The sequence below is a fragment of the Limosilactobacillus reuteri subsp. reuteri genome, from assembly GCF_000016825.1.
Taxonomy (GTDB): Bacteria; Bacillota; Bacilli; order Lactobacillales; family Lactobacillaceae; genus Limosilactobacillus; species Limosilactobacillus reuteri.
Map to the genome: position 1 here is coordinate 317,501 of NC_009513.1, position 20,875 is coordinate 338,375.

The following is a 20,875-nucleotide window of genomic DNA, read 5'->3' on the forward strand; positions in this document are numbered from 1 at the left end:
ATTAGAAGTCTACAGATTAAGCCGATAAAGCTTATTATGTGGGCTTTTTTGTATGCTTAAGAAGTTAAGTGAATTGTTCCGAAGTTTTATGAATTATTATTCTAAACACAATTTTAACCACACAAAAATAATACACATTTAGAGAGTAAGCAGTCAATAACAGTACGTCTAGCACTAGCTACCCTGGATCTCCTATACTGAGACTATCATCAGTAAGGAGATTTTTATGTATGACAGAACAAAATGAAATTATTACCCCAGTTTTCAAAAACAAGCCAAGTAATTTACAAAAGCGTTCTTTTACGGCACGCCCTGCCGTAAAAATTAATGTGAATGAAGTCGAATTAACGATTTTCAAGGGGACTAATTCTGTTTTAGCTTCGGATATCGTTAAAGTGGTTATTCGTTATGCTCGTTAATTGGCATGACCCAGATCATATCTATTTAGTCTGTGGAAAAACAGACATGCGAAAAGGTGTTGATGGGCTCGCAATGGTAATCGCTGAGAACTATGGATTAGAATTATATAATAATTCGCTTTTCTTATTTTGCGGCGGACGTAATGATCGGTTTAAAGGATTGTTTTGGGATGGCGAGGGCTTTATTATGCTCTATAAACGGTTTGAAAATGGCCACCTTAGTTGGCCGAGAAACAGTAATGAAGCCAAAGAATTATCTGCTCAACAGCTCGACTGGTTATTGCAAGGACTGAACCCATTACCAATTCGTAAAATTCAAGCTGTTCGACTGGGAAGTTTTTATTGAGTTACCTCTATTTAAAAGAAGAATTCTTTGATATAATTACCAAAGAATAATTCAAAGGAGGTGACGTACCATGAAGCAAACAGCGGAAGAACAAATCAAAGAACTTAAACAGCAATTAGCTATGGCCAATGAAAAGATTGCTCAATTAACAGCTATTATCAAACTTCAAAAGAACCAAATATTTGGGAAAAAAACTGAAGTAATGGAGCCCGTCGTTGATGGACAACAATCCTTATTTAGTGAGCAAGAAATGGATCAACTTCAAGATCCTGATATTTCAGTCACGGAAGTGACTGAAAAGAAAATAAAGCAAGTGGTGCGTCACCGGAAAGCAAAACAATCTGGTCAGCGGACCACTTTTTTAGATGGTTTACCACAGGTTGAAGAAGTTATTCCATTAAAAGATACTAACTGCCCACACTGTCATCAACTAATGAAAAAAGTGGGTCAACATGTATATAGTAGAGAAGCACGGTTAAAACCAGCTGAATTATATTGTGTGAATTTGATTCAAGAAACTTATAAATGTAATGAGTGTATTAATTCTAATGGTAGCGATGTACTTGTCAGTAGTAAGATGCCACAGAGTCTTTTACCCCATAGTTACTTTTCGAGTACTATTTTAGCTAAAGTAGCAGAGTTGAAGTTTAATCTTGCTTTACCGTTTCATCGTCAAATTAAGTTTTGGCAAGCCGTCGGCTTACGAGTTGATGCTCGATTATTGGCGACTAACATTATTAAGGTTAGTCAAACCTACCTTGAACCGTTGTATGATTATTTACAGGAATTAATCAGAAAAGAATCGGTAATTCATATGGATGAAACTCCATTCAAGGTAATTGATGAGCCTAATGAAACTGGCTACTTTTGGGTAACGCGATCAACAAAAGAATTCAGTAAGCATCAAATTATCATGTTTCATTACTATAATACCCGCGCGGGTAAAACCATTGGTCAAATTATCGGTCATCAATATCGTGGAATTATTATGTGTGACGGTTATGGTGGATATAGTGATCGATTATATCCCCAGGCAAAATTTGGGTCATGTTTAGTTCATATTCGACGTGAATTTTATCACATTACATGTTTATTGAATAAGGAGCAATTGAAGAACTCCAAAGCATACCGAGTTTTACAGCTAATGCGACCGATCTTTCATGAAGAGAAACAATTAACATATTCCAATCATAAGGAAAAACTAGTGCAACGTCGGTTGCACGTGAAGCCTTTGATGGATAAGTTATATACTTATTTAGAAAATATCAGTTTTCCTCAAGGACGGTTGAAAGCTGCCATTAATAATGCTTTGAAACTAAGAAAGCGAGTATATCAAATATTTGAAGATGGTCGAGTGCCGTTAACGAATAATCCGGTTGAACAAGCGATTCGTCCATCAACTCTTATTCGAAAGAATAGCTTATTTGCGAAAAGCTCTGCTGGAGCTCAGGCAAATGCCATTTTCTATACTTTGGTGGCAACTGCAAACCAGAACCATTTAAATATCTACAAATACTTTAAGTATCTTTTTGATTACTTACCAAACCGCAAGGACGCAGGACTTGAGGCTTATTTGCCATGGTCAAAAGAAATTCAAGCAGAATGCCATAAATAAAACGGGGTCATGAATTACCATTTTCGGTAGCTCATGATCCCAATTTTTTCAATCCGTAATGTTACTGACTGCTTACTTTAGAGAAGGTTCTGACCATTGATATATCAACATTTTGGTTTTAAATTGTGTGATAGTGGAAAACTCCATGTTCATTTACTGATATTGATTAATGCAGTAAAAACAAATGATAAAACCGTACTAACAAGTCACTTTTTTGTATATCGAACAGGGAAAATGATCTAATTCCGTTAATGAAGCCAGCCCACGTAAAGATGCTAAGACGATAATTACGCGATCAAGTTAGGAAGTACAACAAAAACAGCGAATTTAATTACAAAAATAAGAAAAAGAGAGTGAAAAACAATCAGTCTAATAATAAGCATTATCAAGTAAAAAACAAAAAGATGATTTGCTATTTGGTTTCAAGAAGCTTTAATATTATTTTACTCAAATACTCTGTTTTAGAATAGATGTACCAAGAGCAGTTGCCAATCTTAAAAGGGTAGTTGAATTAACATCATTTGAACCACCACGCTCAAGGCGAGAAATAAAATTATATGATTATATAGTAGAGTTGCTAAGCGGATCGAGCTAAAAGCGCATGCGATTCATTGAAACTTAATTTCAGTTAAAAAATCAGCACCTACCTTTTATGTTATTCTCTTATGATTAAGTAGAGTAGAAAATGAATAAACTCCTACTTGAAAATATTTCTAGACAAATTTTAAATTAGCTTGACGGGTATAAGGAGATAATATATAATTATATCCGTTGAGTTATTCCGGCATAGCTCAGTTGGTAGAGCACCTGACTGTTAATCAGGTTGTCGTCAGTTCGAGTCTGACTGCCGGAGTCGATAAAGATGTTAGCTGTTTGGCTAGCATCTTTTTTTACGCCTTCTAAATATCTTTTTAATAGTCTAAATTGTATATCTCCAGTTTTTAACGATAGATTATTAATTTTTATATCAAAAAAATTGTAGAAGTTTTAACATGAGAATATACTAAAACTGTAACTAGTTTCATATGTAGTTTAGGAGAATGGAGGTATTTATAATGCGATTTAGTAAAGCAATCCTTGTTGCAACCAGCATAATTGCAATTGGGCTATGTACAAGTGGCTGTAGTAGTTCTAGCACGAGTTCCAACAGTAGCAAGAGCAGTGCCCAAGTCTCATCAGCAAAAAAAGAGGAGTCACATATTGTGGGCTCATATCGTGATGATGCCGATGGAGCTGCTATTACCCTTAATTCAGATGGAACTGGGACATATGTAATGGCAAATCCGACGCAGGCTGATATTCATGATCAATTAACCTGGAAAAAGGAAAAGAATAATTACATCATTAACTTAAATGATAGTAATTATGATACACCGATTGATGCGCGGCTAAATGAAGATAATTTGAGCCTTGTAGGTAACGATGAGTGGCCTAATCAGTCATTTAAGCGAGTTCACGGGGACTTTGACGTTGATAATTTCTTAAAAGAACAACATGCGAAAAACAACAGTTCTACAACTAAGGATACTCATTCTAAGGAATCATCGACTCATGCCCGTGCAGCACTTAAGAAATGGGCGAGTGACCACCACAAAGACACCAGCAAGATTGATAATTTGAAGGCTACGACTGACCTATCTGAGCCAGATGAGGGGTGGGCCTTTGTTGATGATAATGGAACTGAATATGCCATTGTTCGAAATGGAAAAGTTTACCCACGTCCAGTTATTGACGGAGATACTTCATCTAATTAATAATCTTAGCGACAAACTTAATAAAATAAACAATTATAGCTCATACATGCGGTTGCGTTCTCATCAAAAACTTATTTTTCAATTGACGATGTTTTGAAACACGTTTATAATAGTACTATTCTGAATTTTATTGTTAAAGTTTTTTAATGTTTAGAATACGTATTCAATTAACATTGTGCTAATTGAAAAGTGAAATTATTTGGAGGAATTGTATGAGTAAACAAAAGAATTTGGATACCTCCTTCTTTGGACAACCGCGTGGATTGTCGACATTGTTCTTCACTGAAATGTGGGAACGGTTTAGTTACTACGGAATGCGGGCTATCCTTCTATTCTATATGTACTACGCTGTTACCAAGGGTGGTTTGGGCATGGACCAAGCTACCGCAGCATCAATTATGTCAATTTATGGTTCATTAGTTTACCTGGCCAGTGTTGTCGGGGGATGGTTATCTGACCGTGTATGGGGATCGCGGCGAACGGTTTTCATCGGTGGTGTCCTTATTATGTTTGGACATATCGCTCTGTCATTACCATTTGGTGTGTCAGCACTTTATGTATCAATCGCTTTGATTGTTATTGGTACCGGGTTATTGAAGCCAAATGTTTCAGAAATGGTTGGGGGCTTATACAGTCCTGAAGATCGTCGTCGAGACTCTGGTTTTAGTATGTTTGTCTTCGGGATTAACTTAGGGGCCGCTGTTGCTCCTTGGGCTGTTCCTTGGGCTGCTAATGGTTTTGGCTTAAACCTTTTCCATGGTGAAATGAACTTCCACGCTGGTTTCTCACTAGCTGCTATCGGAATGTTCTTTGGGTTAGTACAATATGTAGTTGACGGTCGGAAGTATCTTTCAAAAGATAGCTTGTATCCTGATGATCCGATCGATAAGGAAAGTTTACGTCCAGTAATTATTTGGTCAATTGTTGGTGTTGTTGCATTAGTGATCATTCTTGGATTGCTTGCGGCAATGGGTCAATTAAACATCAATAATATCATTACGATCATTACGGTTATTGCTATTGCTTTACCAATCTACTACTTTGTAATGATGTTGAATTCCAAGAAGGTTACAAAAGATGAAAAGTCACGGGTTGTTGCTTACATTCCACTTTTCATTGCTGCTGCTATCTTCTGGGCAATTGAAGAATCAGGTTCAGTTGTTTTAGCCCTCTTTGCTGAACAACGGACTGTTTTACACATTGGTGGCTGGCACTTTGCTGCTGCTAACTTCCAGACATTGAACCCATTATTTATTATGATCTTAACACCATTCTTCGTTGCACTTTGGGATCACTGGAAAAAACAACCAAGTGCTCCTGGTAAGTTTGCTGCTGGGTTAGTAATTGCAGGTCTTTCATATGTTTGGATGGCACTTCCAGCAATGATTCACGGTACAACCGCCGGACGGGTTAGCCCATTCTGGTTAGTTGGTTCATGGTTCATCGTTGAAATCGCCGAAATGTTGATTTCACCAATTGGTCTTTCAGTAACTACTAAACTTGCACCAAAAGCATTTAAGTCTCAAATGATGAGTATGTGGTTCTTGGCGGATGCTGCTGGACAAGCGGTTAACGCCCAAGTTGTTAAGTACTACTCATCAGCTACAGAAGTTCCATACTTCTTAATTATCGGGGCAGTAAGTATCGTCTTCGGATTGATCCTTTGCTTATTCGTTAAGAAGATTCATGGCTTAATGGATGGTGTAGACTAAAAATTATATTAAGAGATCGAGAATAATTCTTGGTCTCTTTTTTTATGAGGTGAGTTATGAAAATCGCAGTAAGCAGTGACCTTCATTTAGATTTAAATCATGCTGATGTTGCAGAAATTATTACTCAACAGGCACATTATTTAACCCGTCAAGAAATTGACCATTACTTTTTTGTGGGGGATGCCTTTAATGATTTTGAGCAAACCAGCGCTTGTTTTGCGGAACTACAATCGCAATTACCTACCACAAAGGTCCATTATCTTGCCGGTAACCATGATATGTTAAAAGGGGTCACTTATGAGCAATTAGAAAATTTAGATGATGATCTATATTTTCATAACCGATTTATCGATATTCCCCAAACAAACTGGCGGATTATCGGTAACAATGGTTGGTATGATTATTCGTTTTCAATGTATGAAAGTAATGTAAAAGAGGTCGCAAAATGGAAGCGGGCATATTGGGTGGATCGTCCAATTATGCAGCCAATGAATGATCCAGAACGAATGGCGATTGTCTTACACCAAGTTGAAGAAGCCCTAAAACAGGCTCACAATCAACAAAAACAGGTTATCTTTATGACCCACTTCGCACCAATTAGAGAAGCTCTCCCGCATCCACTTATTGAGTCTGCACGGCGACAACGGATGTGGGAGATGACGACAGCGATGTTGGGCAGTAAACACTTAGGAGCGTTACTAGCTAGATTCCTGGAAGTAAAAGCAGTTTTCTATGGGCATCTTCATTATGCTCAACCATTAATTACCGTTGGAAATATTGAATACCGTAATCAAGCAGTTGGCGTAAGACGCAAAAATAGTGAGGACTGGAAGGGGAAAAGCCTATTAGATCAATGGATTAGCCACCTTTATACTAAAAAAATCTAGTTTTTTCAAAAAAATAAGAAAAAACACTTGCAATGAGGTTGGAAATTAGGTATTATAATAAACGTTGATTGATACGAAATATTTAATCAAGCAACTTCTTGGAGGAGTAGCGAAGTCTGGTTAAACGCGACGGTCTGTAAAACCGTTCCTTCGGGTTCGGCGGTTCGAATCCACCCTCCTCCATCTTTATTATTGGGCTATAGCCAAGCGGTAAGGCAACGGTTTTTGGTACCGTCATGCGCTGGTTCGAATCCAGCTAGCCCAACTGTTATTGAAAGGCTAAGAAAAACATCTGTTTTTCTTAGCCTTTTCTAGTTCAAAATTTTATTAAGCTATATGAAAAAAGGAATGACAGCCAATGCCTAAACAAGGTCATTTTGCAAAAAGCATGCGAACTAAACAAATAAATGATTTTAAAGTGAAACGCAATGCGACTGGTGCGACCATTGATGATGAACAGTTAACAGATTTCTTAGTGGTTCGCTTTGCTTTAACAGCTAAGAAGAGGGTTGGATCCGGGGCTCGAGAAACTGTTCAACGGTTCTTGATTGAAATTGGTGATTCTTTACAAGAAAATGATGGAGATTTACAGACAATCATTCCAAATTTACTAGCGAGTCTTAATGCCCGGGTACCTTGGCAATTCTATCTAGAAATTTTGGGAGAGTGGGATTTGCTTCAAAAGTTTTTACAAAAAGAACTTCCTGCAGTCCCGTTAGAAAAACGTCTACGAATTAAGCACCCAGTCACAACCCAGGAAATGGAGACGTTAATTGCAAAATTATTGGCAAAAAAGATTACTGCAATTACGTTTATTAATCAGCCAGGAGTGGATCAAAATAAGAAAGATCAGATGGTGACAATGATGCTAACAACGATCTATCATGATCAAACGATTGAATGGGAAAAAGTGCGGTTGTTACTGGCGCCATTTAAATTTGAAATCGCTCCTGAACTAGATGAAGAAACAAAAGACTGGTTAAAGAAATTAGCAGAAAAATAATAACGTTGACTTTCGTTCTGCTTCCTTGGTAGAATTAAATCGTTATTGCAGAGCTGTGGTGGAGTTTTTATCACCGTGGCTCTTTTTATTTTGATTTGAAGGAGGAAGCGGAAAGCAATGGCAGAAAAAAACTATTCACGTATTTATCTCGCAATTGGTTCCCTTGCATTACTAACGTTTATCGGAATTTTGAATGAAACATCGATGAACGTCACATATCCAGAATTATCTGCTCAGTTTAATGTATCGCTCGATGTTATTCAGTGGATTACAACTGGTTATTTATTGATGGTAACAATTACGATGGGGACGACTGCCTATCTATTACGCCAGTATCAAGCACGCTGTTTGCACTTATTTGCAGTATCATTTTTCATTATTGGTGACTTGATGTGTGCTTTGACTGGTAACTTTCCTATTTTGTTAACGGGGAGATTGATTCAAGCAATTGCTACTGGGTTAGCAACGCCAATTATGTTCCATTTAATTTTTACGGAGATTCCGCGTGAAAGAATTGGCATGATGACCGGAATGGCTGCAATGGTTATTTCGTTTGCGCCAGCGTTGGGACCAACATATGGTGGGGTCGTTTCAGAAATGCTATCATGGCGGATGATCTTTTGGATTTTACTACCAATTGTTTTGATTAGTCTTGTATGCGGTCAACTTTTTATTCGTAATAAACCGCTTGGAAATGATAAAGCATTTAGTTATGGAAGCTTAATTACACTGGCAATTGCCCTTATTAGTATAATTAGTGCAGTTTCTTCAATTGGGAAACAAGGATTTGGAAAGCAGTTTTGGCTTTTATTATTGGTAGCAATTATTTTCTTTAGCGCCTTTATCTATATCAATAATCATGGTAAATCAGAATTGTTTGACTTAAGGGTGTTTAAGGTTGTCCCATTACGGCTATCAACTGTCACTTATTTTAATTTACAGTTTATTAATATTGGAATTTCGCTTGTTATTCCTATTTACGTTCAATATGTTTTGCACTCTTCGGCAATTGTCGCGGGTCTTATTTTATTTCCCGGGTCATTAATCGGTGCTTTTATCTCGCCATTTGCTGGAACTTTGGCTGATCGTTATGGTTTTGCTACGCCAGTTATTTCTGGGGGAACTCTTTTGGTTATTGGGACAAGTTGCTTCAGTATTTTCCAACGTCATTTAACGCCATTACTAATAACGATCTTCTTTGTTATTTTGCGAATTGGATTTAACTTTGCCTTTTCTAATACGATTTCCAATGCCTCAATGTTAGTTCAACCGCAAAATGCCCCCGATGTAAACTCAATCTTTAATATGGTCCAACAATTTGCCGGCTCACTGGGAACTAGTCTTCTGGCCTCCACAATTGCTTTATTCCAAATGAGCAACAGCGGTTCACTGATGGGACGTACGTACGCCGGAGGACGATTTGATTTTATCTTATTGGGCGTTTTAGCAATCGTTACTTTATTAACAATGGTTACTAATTATCGCATGCAACAAAAGAAGGAAAGTATTTCTCAATAAGTGGTTGAATTAGCCTGACAAGAATGTAATAATGTGGCTTGATTAATACAAGTTATTACAGGTTTTTAAAGAAAGTGACTATAAGTTAAAATGATACATTCTATCGTTCACTTTATGGTGAGCAATCAGGTTTTTACGCTGTTTATTTGTCTTGCAATTGGCTTTTTGATTGGAAACTATAAAATTGCGGGTAAATTTAATATTGGAGCAACGGTGGGAACGTTAATTGTGACCTTAATCGTGGGGCAGATTGGGAGTTTCCCCCGGGATGAAATGTTGGGAACGATTTTCTTTGGCGCCTTCATGTTCTCTGTTGGTTATCGGATCGGACCCCAGTTATTAGTTAGTTTGAAATTATTTGGGGTTCGCATTTTAATCGCTAGTATTTTCTGGATGGTTGTTGCGTTCTTAGTTGGGTGGAGTCTTTTTTCTGCCTTTAAGATTGGCCCGGGGATCGCTGCTGGAGTTATTTCCGGGGCCCTCACCCAGTCAGCTACCGTGGCCAGTTCGTTGCAAACGATTGGATCATTGCCAGTTAGTCAAAGCGTTAGGGCAACTTATGAGGCGCAGCTCCCGGTTGCTTATGCTTTAACATACGTTTTTGGGACGTTAGGGGTAATTATCTTTTTACGTGACCTAGCACCTAAAATTTTGGGGATTTCAATTGCTGAACAGGGTCCTAAAATGGCTGAACATTATCACTTTCATGCTAAAAACCCGAACCCAACGTGGCGACGAACATATCGCATTGCAGATGATTCACCGCTTGTCGGCAAAACGCTTGAGGAATTTAATCGGCGGTCTAATTACCGGATTATTGGGTTAGCTGCTTTTCATGATGGCAAAATGACTGACCACCTTGAATATCAATTGCAGGTTGGCGACTTGCTAACTGTTATTGGTTACGCCGTTCATTTCGATCGGTTAATGCGAGTGCCAGGTTTAACAGAAGTATTGACGCCAACCAATGCGCCGCGTGAACGAGCTTTTGTTCTGGGGAAAAACTTTAAACCGAGTGAATTAGCTCTTCTGCGTCAACACGGGGTTTTTGTGAATATTCAAGACCCAATCAGTGGAAATCAACAATTGATTAACCAGTTGCGACCAGGGGATGTGATTTCATTGACTGGGAATACATCGCGAACCAAGGCAATCTTAAAAAAGATGGGACGTTGGAAAGCTGCAGATACAGCAATGAATTATTCTTTATTCTCTTTAGGAATCGGTTGTGCTTCCCTTTTAGGAATTATCGGGCTAAAATTAAATAGTATTCCGTTGCAACTAGGGAATGGAACGGCGGCTTTGATCATGGGACTAATCTTGAGTTCGTGGATTGAACGTCACCGTGACCGTAAATCCATCCCTGTAACGGTAACCAGCTTTCTTCAGAGTTTTGGACTAACGCTTTTTGTGGGGACAGTTGGTTTACAATCAGCTCAAGCATTTACAAGTGCAATTAAGTCGTTAGGTATCGGGGTCTTATTTATTGGGGCGATGATTTCAATAATGCCACATTTGCTAACGATGTTCTTTGGACGCTATGTATTGAAAATGGAACCTCTTGCTTTAATTGGAGCAATGACAGGTTCGGGAACGATCGCAGCGGCAATGAATGAGATTTCGCAAAAAGCAGGTCCGGAAGGTGGCGCATATTATGCGGCTGCCTTTACTCCGGCGTTTGTAGTTGGTAATATTGGAATTACATTACTAGGGCCGATTTTTGTGGCGCTACTATCATAATTTATCGCTTAGAAAGGGCGTGCAAAATTATAATGCAACAATTTTTTACAATTTTAGGTGGAATGGGGACGCTGGCAACAGAGAGTTATGTACGTCTGTTAGATAAAAGAACGCCAATTCATTGTGATCAAGATTACTTAAACTATTTAGTTGTTAACCATGCAACCGTTCCTGATCGTACTACATGGATTCTCGATCATAGTCAACCAGATCCTAATGAGGCCCTGATTGAAGATATTAAACAGCAAAGTCTTTTGAATCCTGCATTCTTTGTTTTAATTTGTAATACAGCCCATTACTCTTTTGATAAGTTACAGGCAGCAACGGAGATTCCGATTCTCAACATGCTGCAAGAAACGGTTAACGAGATCAAGAAGATTAAGCCGGATGCAAAGCGGGTTGGCCTATTAGCCACTAAGGGAACTTTGGCAGCTAACTTATATGATCCTTATATTGAGAAGGCTGGGTATGAGCTTATCAAGCCAACTCCTGAGATTGCCGATATGACAGAAGACTTGATTTACCATGATATCAAAGAGGCTGGTCATTCTGATGGCAAGAAGTATCATGAGCTAGTACGGAAAATGATTGAAGAACAAGGAGTAGATGTAGTAGTTTTGGGTTGTACTGAATTATCTTTTGCAGAAGAGATGGACCCTGAAACTAAGTACCCTGTTGCCGATTCACAATCAATTATTGTTGATCGCTCCCTTGAACGCGCATTGAAATTACGCCAAAAATAATAAAAATTAAAAATTAGAGACCGGGGAAGGGGAATAGTTCCAACGGTCTCTAATTTTTATTAATTTTTTGCCGATATTTTAAGAAATTGGTCTAGATTTTTGGGAATGGTGTAAAATATACACATGCGCAATGTTTAGCAAACAATGGCGTAAGGAGGAAAGAAAATGAGTTCACCTGTTTATATTCAAATTCACAATCAGTTAAGACAAAACATTGAAGATGGTGAGTGGAAAGTTGGCGATAAAATTCCCGCTGAACGCGAACTCGCTAATGATTTTGGCGTCAGTCGAATGACTTTGCGGCAAGCAATTCAAGCATTAGTTGATGAAGGAATTCTTGAACGAAGAGTTGGCTCTGGAACTTTTGTCGCTAATCGCAAAGTCCAAGAAAAGATGTCAGGAATAACGAGCTTTACTGAATTAATGCACGCGACAGGGAAGAAAGCTGCTAGTAAGACAATTTCTTACCACTTGACGATCCCTTCGCAAACAGAGGTTGAAAAGCTAAAGTTAGCCCCAGATGAACAGGTTTTACGAATGGAACGGGTTCGTTATGGAAATGATGTGCCAATTTGTTATGAAATCGCAACCGTTCCTGCTAACCTCGTTCAAAAATTTAGCAAAGAAGAAATTACCACATCTTTTTATCGGACGTTAGAAAAAAAGGCGAACCTTTATCCTGGTCATGCAACCCAGCATATTTCAGCAACGAAGGCGACGGAAAAGATTGCTAATTACTTGCAGATTAAACGTGGAGATGCGCTCTTGCGAATGACCCAACTATCTTACTTGCAAGATGGTCGTCCTTTTGAATATGTCCACACTCAATATGTTGGATCACGGTTTGAATTTGTCTTTGAAAAGTAATCAAGACAAATCCATGTTACAATACTGATTAACGATATTACTTTTGAGAGGAATTATACTAATGAAATTTGATTATCCGGATGATAGCCTTACCCTGCATACTGATGCGTATGAATTGAGTATGATGCAGACCTACTGGAAAAAAGGAATGGGTAACCGCCGTGCTGTCTTTGAGGCCTTCTTCCGTAAAATGCCATTTAATAATGGGTACGCTGTTTTTGCCGGGTTAGATCACATTATTCGCTATGTAAAACAATTACATTTTACTGATAGCGACATTGAATACTTAAAGTCTACGAATCAATTTGATGATGACTTTCTAGAATATTTACGTAACTTTAAATTTACGGGTTCAATCAACAGCTTTGAAGAAGGAGATCTGGTATTTAACCATGAGCCTATTATTCAGGTTGATGCGCCGATTATTGAGGGCCAATTGATTGAAACGGCAATTTTAAATATTCTTAATTATCAGATTATGATTGCGACAAAGGCTTCACGGATTAAGTCGATTGTCGGTAACCAAACTGTAATGGAATTTGGCTCACGCCGGGCACAGGAACTGGATGCGGCTTTGTGGGGAACGCGAGCAGCATATATTGGTGGCTTCGATGCTACAAGTAACGTCCGTGCAGGTAAATTATTTGGTATCCCGATTTCAGGAACCCATGCCCATGCTCTTGTGCAGGTATACATGAATGATTATGACGCATTTAAAGCATATGCAGAAACTCATCATAATTGTGTCTTTCTTGTGGATACTTTTGATACCTTAAAGAGTGGGGTTCCTAATGCAATTAAGGTTGCTAAGGAATTTGGCGATAAAATTAACTTTATCGGTGTCCGCATTGACAGTGGTGATATGGCCTACCTATCTAAAAAAGTACGCAAAATGTTGGATGATGCTGGTTTCCCAGACGCAAAAATCATCGCATCTAATGGCTTAGATGAAAAGACAATTCAAAACTTGCAAATGCAAGGGGCGAAGATTGATACATGGGGAATCGGGACTAAGCTAATTACTGCCTATGACCAACCAACTTTAGGGGCCGTATACAAATTAGTCGCTATTGAAGATGAAGATGGCCAACTTGTTGATACGATTAAGATCTCTAATAATGTTGGTAAAATGTCAACTCCCGGCAAAAAACAAGTATGGCGGATTAACGATCGTGGAGACGGCAAGAGTGAAGGGGATTATATTACATTAGTTGATGAGGATCCTCGTAATGAAAAGTCACTCAATATGTTCAATCCTAACTTCCCACTCCAGCAAAAAGACGTGGAAGATTTTACTGCCCGGCCAATGCTAAAGCCAATCTGGCAAGATGGTAAGTATGTTTATGATGAACCGACCTTAGAGGAGAGCCGTCAACACCGTTTCGATAGCTTAAATGCTTTATGGGATGAATATAAACGCGATTTAAACCCAGAAGTATACCCAGTCGATTTATCACAGAAATGCTATGATAATAAACTTAAATTAATTCACCAAGTTCATGAATATGTTAAATCATTGAGTAAGTAGAGGTAATCTGTAGTGCGAAAGTATCAAGAAGAAATAATTAATGCATTAGGCGTTAACTCGCAAATTGATCCCCAAGCAGAAGTAACTAAACGTGTTCAGTTCATCTGTGATTTTCTCCAAACCACTAAGATGAAGGCCTTAGTATTAGGAATTTCTGGTGGCCAAGATTCAAGTTTGGCGGGGCGGCTTTCACAATTGGCAGTCGAAAAGCTGCGGGAAGAGACTGGCGACAATGAATACCAATTTATCGCAGTCCGGTTGCCATATGGTGAGCAAGCTGATGAGTCAGATGCAATGTTTGCAATTAATGACTTTATTAAACCTGATAAAATAATGCGGGTTAATATTAAGGCGGCTACTGATGCGATGGTAGCATCCTTAAACGAAGCAGGCACGCCAATTAGCGATTTTAGTAAGGGAAACATTAAAGCCCGAGAACGAATGATTGTCCAATATGCTATTGGTGGAGAAAACAAAGGAGCTGTAGTGGGAACAGACCACGCCGCTGAAGCAGTAACTGGTTTTTACACTAAGTTTGGGGATGGCGGTGCAGATATTACGCCACTTTCTGGATTGGATAAGCGACAGGGAAAGGCCTTATTACAATACTTAGGAGCACCAGCAAAGCTTTATGATAAAACACCAACCGCAGACTTGGAAGAAGACAAACCAATGCGTCCCGATGAAGAAGCGCTTGGTGTTCGCTATGATGAAATTGATGACTACTTAGAAGGTCGTGAAGTTTCGCCAGCAGCTGCCGAAAAAATTGAAAGCTGGTATCGGCGAACTCAACATAAGCGTCACTTACCGATTGCTCCATATGATACTTGGTGGAAGTAAATTGATAATAAAATGGGAGGCTGGGAATCAACTCAGTCTCTTTACTAGTTTTAAGGAGAATGATGATGGAAGAGGAAACACTTCAACTTGTTAGTAAACAATTACCGGATATTCGCCCTCAACAAATTAAAGCGGCCCTCGGATTAATGGATGAAGGAAATACAATTCCTTTCATTGCCCGTTACCGTAAAGAAATGACGGGCACGCTTGATGAAGTTCAATTACAAGCGATCCGGGATGAATATCACCGGGTAACGACATTGCGGGAACGTCAAGCAACAGTTATCAATAAAATTAAAGAGCTCGGGAAGTTAACCCCGGCGCTCGAAAAGCAAATTAACAGTGCGACCGAATTGCAAGAAGTAGAAGACCTTTACTTGCCATATAAGCAAAAGCGGCAGACAAAGGCCCAACAAGCTCGTGAACATGGCTTAGCACCGTTAGCAAATTGGCTGCTCTCTTATCCTGATGATGATTTAAGTGCGAAGGCGCAAGAGTTTATTAACGATGATGTTCCTGATGCTGAGAGCGCATTAACAGGCGCCCATGAAATTTTGGCTGAAGCAATTAGTGAAATGGCCACGGTACGAAGCTGGTTGCGAAATTATACTGCTCAACACGGTCAATTAGAGACAAGCGTAAAACGTGATGGCGAAGAAAAGGATGAACTGGGGACTTACAAGCAGTACTATGAGTTCACTAGTCCAGTTCAAAAATTGAATTCTTATCAAATTTTGGCTTTTAACCGCGGAGAAAAAGAAGGGATTATTAACGCCAAAATCACTTTAGATGAAGAACCGGTGATGAATTATCTTCGTTTCCGTTTGATTAAAACTAGCAAGAAAAATGATGCGACTGCCTTTATTGAGGAAGCTTACAAGGATGCTTACAAGCGTTTCTTGGGTCCTGCAATTGAACGGGAACTGCGGCGGCAATTAACAGAGGGCGCTGATGAACAGGCGATTAAGGTCTTTGGTGAAAATCTCTATCATTTATTGATGCAAGCACCAATTAAGGGAAAAGTTGTGTTAGGATTTGACCCTGCTTACCGAACCGGTTGTAAGTTGGCGGTTCTTGATGAAAATGGGAAGTTTTTAACTAAGGCAGTTATCTATCCACACAAACCAGCACCAGAAAAGCAACGCGCGACAGCAGAAAGTGAGTTTATTGACTTACTAGAAAAGTACCACGTTGAAATGATTGCGATTGGTAACGGGACAGCTAGCCGAGAATCAGAACAATTTGTTGCGGAAGCACTTAAAAAGATCAAACGGCCAATCTATTATGTCATCGTAAATGAAGCCGGTGCCTCTGTTTACTCTGCAAGTAAGGAAGCACGTGATGAATTTCCTGACTTGCATGTTGAACAGCGAAGTGCGATTAGTATCGGTCGTCGTTTGCAAGACCCACTTGCCGAATTAGTCAAGATTGATCCCCAAGCGGTTGGTGTTGGGCAATACCAGCATGATTTGCCGAAGAAAGAATTGAATGGGGAACTGGAAACAATTGTAGAACGGGCGGTAAACCGGGTAGGAGTAAACCTCAACACAGCTAGTTACCAATTATTGACGCGAATTTCCGGGCTTAATAAAACGATTGCTAAAAATATCGTTACCTATCGAGATGAAAATGGACGTTACACAAACCGGACACAGTTAAAGAAAGTGCCACGGTTAGGACCTAAAGCTTATCAACAATCAGTCGGGTTCTTACGGATTATTGGTGGCGAAAATCCATTAGATAACACCGATGTCCACCCAGAAAGTTACCAGGTGGCGGAAAAAATTATTCAAGCGGCAGGGATTAATGTCGATGAGTTGGGAACGCCAAGTGCTGATGATAAGTTAAAGAAAATTGATGTTAAGCAGTTTACGGATGATCAAGTCGGGACTGAAACCGTTACTGATATTATTTCTTCCTTGCAAAAGCCAGGCCGTGACTTGCGTGATTCAATGCCTGCTCCATTATTACGCCATGATGTAATGACAATTGAAGACCTTAAGCCGGGGATGAAACTTCAAGGAACTGTCCGGAACGTTGTCGACTTTGGAGCCTTTGTTGATATTGGTGTCAAACATGATGGGTTAGTTCATGTTTCAAAGATGAGTAAGCAGTTCATTCGTGATCCGCGAGCAATGGTAGCCGTTGGTGATATTGTTGACGTATGGATTGATGATGTCGACTTGAAGCGTCAGCGGATTCAATTAACGATGCTTGAACCGGAGACAGTCACAAATGACTAATGCTGAATTACAACAATTGACCGAACAGTGGTCGAAAGAATACTTTGGGCGCGAATTTACGCACAAGGTATTTTTTAATAAGCGGTTAAAAACAACCGGTGGACGTTATCATTTAAGTGACCATCATATTGATATCAACCCGTTAATGTATACTGAGTTTGATCTTCATAATCTGCGCCAGGTGGTTCTTCATGAGTTGTGCCATTATCATTTACATCTGCTGGGGATGGACTATCACCATCGCAGTAAGGAATTTAAAGCTCTATTGACACAGGTGGGAGGATCAAGATATGCGCCACCAACTAGTAAAAGAAAGGTAAATTCCAAGAAAAAATGGCATTATATATGTACTGGTTGTGGTGTTGAAATCGCGCGACAACGGCGTTTCAACACCCAAAGATATATTTGCCGACGATGTGGTCACAAATTTATTTTAAAAAATTGAAAAAAGTTGTTGCCAACGAATAGGTATCTTGCTATAATAATATTCGTTGGTTGATATGCGGCCGTGGCGGAACTGGCAGACGCGTAAGATTAAGGATCTTATGGTCGATTATGACCGTGGAGGTTCAAGTCCTCTCGGCCGCACTACTTAAAAGGCATTGAGTAATATTTGCTCAGTGCTTTTTTTGTTTTAAAATTTCTGTTTAATAAAATTTACGTAAATTTTACCTCTCCTCTTGCTATCTCAATCATGAAAGCGCTATACTTTAGATGTTGTAGATAGTAACGAGGAGGGATTTATCAATGGATGCAGATATCAAATGGCTTGATGAACCGGAAACATTCCGCGTCAATCAATTACCTGCTCATAGTGACCATTATTATTACGGTAACTATGATGAATGGCGGCATAATAATAGTCGTTTTGCGCAAAACTTGGATGGTCAATGGCAATTTAACTTTGCTGAAAACCCGCGTAAACGAGAAAATGACTTTTATAAGGTAGATTATGATAGTAGTAGTTTTGGAACAATCGAAGTGCCTAGTGAGATTGAACTAAATAATTACGCCCAAAATAATTACATTAACACTTTGATTCCGTGGGAAGGTAAGATTTACCGTCGTCCCGCATATGCCCTTAGTCCTGATGATGCGCAAGAGGGATCATTTAGTGATGGGGATGATAATACTGTTGGCGAATACTTAAAACATTTTGACCTTGAACCTTCTTTACGGGGAAAGCAGATCCGCATTCGTTTTGATGGTGTTGAGCGTGCCATGTATGTTTGGCTTAATGGTCACTTTATTGGTTACGCTGAAGACAGTTTTACCCCCTCTGAATTTGACCTGACTCCTTACATTCAAGATGAAGGTAATGTTTTAGCTGTGGAAGTTTTCAAGCATAGTACCGCCTCGTGGATTGAGGATCAAGATATGTTCCGTTTTTCTGGAATTTTCCGGAGTGTAAACTTATTAGCCCAACCACTTGTTCATGTTGAAGACCTTCATATTCGGCCAATTGTTACTGATAATTATCAGGACGGTATTTTTAATGTTGACCTTCAACTTCACGGTGAAAAGACCGGGAACGTTAATGTGCGGGTTATCGACAATGATGGTAATACGCTCGTCAATGAAACACACCCTGTTGATTCCACGGTAAAAGTTCAGGATCAATTTTTAGAAAATGTTCACTTATGGGATAACCATGATCCTTACCTCTATCAATTGTTGATTGAAATTCGTGATGACGAAGGTAATTTGGTCGAACTCGTTCCATATCGTTTTGGTTTTCGGCGAATTGAAATTAATAAAGATCATGTTGTCCTATTGAATGGTCAACGGCTAATTATAAATGGTGTTAACCGTCACGAATGGAATGCTAAACGTGGCCGCGCGATCACGATGGATGATATGACGAGTGATATTCACACCTTTAAGGAAAATAATATTAATGCCGTCCGGACGTGTCACTATCCAGACCAGATTCCGTGGTATTACCTTTGTGATGATAACGGAATTTACATGATGGCCGAAAATAATCTGGAATCCCACGCTACCTGGCAGAAGATGGGAGCAATTGAACCATCATATAACGTCCCTGGTTCAGTTCCTCAATGGCGTGACGTAGTAGTAGATCGGGCGCGGACTAACTATGAAACATTTAAGAACCACCCGTCGATTTTATTCTGGTCGTTAGGTAATGAATCATATGCTGGCGATAATATTGTCAAAATGAATGAATTCTATAAGAAGCATGATGACAGTCGGCTTGTTCACTATGAGGGTGTTTGTCATACTCCCGAATACCGTGATCGGATCTCAGACGTTGAAAGCTGGATGTACTTACCACCTAAAGAAGTTGAGGAGTACTTGAAGAACAATCCAGACAAGCCATTTATGGAATGTGAGTACATGCATGATATGGGGAACTCTGATGGTGGAATGGGTTCATACATTTCTTTACTTGATAAATACCCACAATACTTTGGCGGCTTCATTTGGGACTTTATTGATCAAGCCCTCCTTGTTAAGGATCCGGTAAGTGGGCAAGAAGTGATGCGCTATGGTGGTGATTTCGATGATCGTCACTCAGATTACGAATTCTCGGGAGATGGCTTGATGTTTGCTGATCGGACACCGAAGCCAGCAATGCAGGAGGTAAGATACTACTATGGCTTACACAAATAAATTACGCGTGATATATGGTGATGCGACATTAGGACTTAGTGGTGACAGCTTTCATTATATTTTTAGCTATGAGCGTGGTGGATTAGAATCGCTTAAGCTAAACGGTAAAGAATGGCTATATCGTGAACCAATGCCGACGTTTTGGCGGGCAACCACTGATAATGACCGAGGAAGTGGCTTTAATATTCGGTCTGCTCAGTGGTTAGCAGCGGACACTTTTCATAAGTGTGTTGGGATTGACCTGACAGTTGATAATCAACACTTTGCCGAATTACCTATTGCGCCGATAACCAATGAATTTAGTGATCCGGTATCTGCTGAAAACGTCAAAATTAAGTATACTTTTGAGACGCTAACAGTTCCGGCCACGCAAGTCACTGTAACTTATGAGGTTAACAGACAAGGTGAGATTAAAGTGACAATGCACTATTACGGCCATGAAGACTTACCTGGTCTACCAGTAGTAGGAATGCGTTTTATCATGCCAACAGTTGCTACCGGCTTTGACTATCAAGGATTATCCGGTGAAACTTACCCCGACCGGATGGCAGGAGCGACTGAGGGTACCTTCCATGTTGACGGTTTACCGGTTACTAAGTATCTCGTTCCCCAGGAAAATGGAATGCACATGGATACTCATGCATTAACAATTACCCGCGATTCCACTCAAAATAATGCTGATCATTCGCGGGAACCATTTAACTTAACTATTAAGCAAGACGAGCAACCGTTTGCCTTCAGTTGTTTACCATATACAGCGGAGGAATTAGAAAATGCAACACACATCGAAGAGCTCCCACTCGCACGACGAACTGTTCTCGTTGTTGCGGGGGCGGTCCGCGGTGTTGGGGGAATTGATAGTTGGGGTGCAGATGTTGAAGAACAGTATCATATTCCTGCCGACCGTGATGTTGAGTTTTCGTTTGTATTGAATGCAAAATAAGAGGTTGGATTATAGTCTATGCCGCTATGTTCGTAAAAAGTTGTATAACAAAGGTCTCTAACACCCGGTAAATCCGAACGTTA

17 protein-coding genes and 4 tRNA genes are annotated in these 20,875 nt (G+C 39.5%); all 21 read left to right on the forward strand.

What is annotated here, in order from left to right:
• The first annotated feature begins 230 nt into the window (after positions 1 to 230).
• Complete coding sequence (locus tag LREU_RS01420) at positions 231 to 419, forward strand: hypothetical protein (RefSeq protein WP_003667271.1); 189 nt, start codon at positions 231 to 233, stop codon at positions 417 to 419.
• Positions 409 to 765, forward strand: a complete 357-nt coding sequence (gene tnpB / locus LREU_RS01425; RefSeq protein ID WP_003667289.1) for an IS66 family insertion sequence element accessory protein TnpB — start codon at positions 409 to 411, stop codon at positions 763 to 765. Before LREU_RS01420 ends, tnpB begins: the two co-directional genes overlap by 11 nt.
• A gap of 70 nt (positions 766 to 835) precedes the next feature.
• A complete protein-coding gene (gene tnpC / locus LREU_RS01430) occupies positions 836 to 2,380 on the forward strand; it encodes an IS66 family transposase (RefSeq protein WP_003667292.1) in 1,545 nt (514 codons plus the stop codon).
• A gap of 780 nt (positions 2,381 to 3,160) precedes the next feature.
• Positions 3,161 to 3,233: transfer RNA gene (locus LREU_RS01435), tRNA-Asn, on the forward strand.
• Positions 3,234 to 3,435: 202 nt separating this feature from the next.
• Positions 3,436 to 4,134 carry a lipocalin/fatty acid-binding family protein gene (locus LREU_RS01440; RefSeq protein WP_011953391.1) on the forward strand — a complete coding sequence of 233 codons (699 nt, stop codon included), beginning with the start codon at positions 3,436 to 3,438 and terminating at the stop codon, positions 4,132 to 4,134.
• Positions 4,135 to 4,346: 212 nt separating this feature from the next.
• The gene (locus LREU_RS01445) at positions 4,347 to 5,846 is read left to right on the forward strand and encodes a peptide MFS transporter (RefSeq protein WP_003667295.1); all 1,500 of its coding nucleotides are present in this window, start codon (positions 4,347 to 4,349) and stop codon (positions 5,844 to 5,846) included.
• A gap of 56 nt (positions 5,847 to 5,902) precedes the next feature.
• Entirely contained in the window at positions 5,903 to 6,733 is an 831-nt protein-coding gene (locus LREU_RS01450; RefSeq protein ID WP_003667296.1) for a metallophosphoesterase, read from the forward strand.
• 100 nt (positions 6,734 to 6,833) lie between these two features.
• Positions 6,834 to 6,916 (forward strand) — tRNA-Tyr (locus LREU_RS01455).
• Between the two features lie 10 nt (positions 6,917 to 6,926).
• Positions 6,927 to 6,998 (forward strand) — tRNA-Gln (locus tag LREU_RS01460).
• A 93-nt stretch (positions 6,999 to 7,091) separates the two neighbouring features.
• On the forward strand, positions 7,092 to 7,736 hold the full coding sequence (locus LREU_RS01465) for a hypothetical protein (protein ID WP_003667298.1): 645 nt from the start codon (positions 7,092 to 7,094) through the stop codon (positions 7,734 to 7,736).
• A gap of 117 nt (positions 7,737 to 7,853) precedes the next feature.
• A complete protein-coding gene (locus LREU_RS01470; RefSeq protein ID WP_003667300.1) occupies positions 7,854 to 9,254 on the forward strand; it encodes an MFS transporter in 1,401 nt (466 codons plus the stop codon).
• Positions 9,255 to 9,344: 90 nt separating this feature from the next.
• Entirely contained in the window at positions 9,345 to 10,994 is a 1,650-nt protein-coding gene (locus tag LREU_RS01475; protein WP_011953392.1) for an aspartate-alanine antiporter-like transporter, read from the forward strand.
• A gap of 32 nt (positions 10,995 to 11,026) precedes the next feature.
• Positions 11,027 to 11,737 carry an aspartate/glutamate racemase family protein gene (locus LREU_RS01480; protein WP_003667304.1) on the forward strand — a complete coding sequence of 237 codons (711 nt, stop codon included), beginning with the start codon at positions 11,027 to 11,029 and terminating at the stop codon, positions 11,735 to 11,737.
• A 165-nt stretch (positions 11,738 to 11,902) separates the two neighbouring features.
• Positions 11,903 to 12,604, forward strand: coding sequence for a GntR family transcriptional regulator (locus LREU_RS01485; RefSeq protein WP_003666262.1), 702 nt, complete (start codon positions 11,903 to 11,905; stop codon positions 12,602 to 12,604).
• Positions 12,605 to 12,665: 61 nt separating this feature from the next.
• On the forward strand, positions 12,666 to 14,132 hold the full coding sequence (locus LREU_RS01490; RefSeq protein ID WP_003667307.1) for a nicotinate phosphoribosyltransferase: 1,467 nt from the start codon (positions 12,666 to 12,668) through the stop codon (positions 14,130 to 14,132).
• 12 nt (positions 14,133 to 14,144) lie between these two features.
• Positions 14,145 to 14,972: an NAD(+) synthase gene (gene nadE / locus LREU_RS01495; protein ID WP_003667309.1), complete on the forward strand. Its 828-nt coding sequence runs from the start codon at positions 14,145 to 14,147 to the stop codon at positions 14,970 to 14,972.
• Positions 14,973 to 15,031: 59 nt separating this feature from the next.
• Entirely contained in the window at positions 15,032 to 17,215 is a 2,184-nt protein-coding gene (locus tag LREU_RS01500; protein ID WP_003667311.1) for a Tex family protein, read from the forward strand.
• Complete coding sequence (locus LREU_RS01505) at positions 17,208 to 17,660, forward strand: SprT family protein (RefSeq protein WP_003667312.1); 453 nt, start codon at positions 17,208 to 17,210, stop codon at positions 17,658 to 17,660. The genes LREU_RS01500 and LREU_RS01505 overlap by 8 nt, the downstream gene beginning before the upstream one ends.
• Positions 17,661 to 17,717: 57 nt before the next feature.
• Positions 17,718 to 17,803 (forward strand) — tRNA-Leu (locus LREU_RS01510).
• 159 nt (positions 17,804 to 17,962) lie between these two features.
• On the forward strand, positions 17,963 to 19,849 hold the full coding sequence (locus LREU_RS01515) for a glycoside hydrolase family 2 TIM barrel-domain containing protein (RefSeq protein WP_003667314.1): 1,887 nt from the start codon (positions 17,963 to 17,965) through the stop codon (positions 19,847 to 19,849).
• Positions 19,833 to 20,792, forward strand: a complete 960-nt coding sequence (locus LREU_RS01520; RefSeq protein ID WP_003667315.1) for a beta-galactosidase small subunit — start codon at positions 19,833 to 19,835, stop codon at positions 20,790 to 20,792. Before LREU_RS01515 ends, LREU_RS01520 begins: the two co-directional genes overlap by 17 nt.
• Positions 20,793 to 20,875 lie beyond the last annotated feature (83 nt).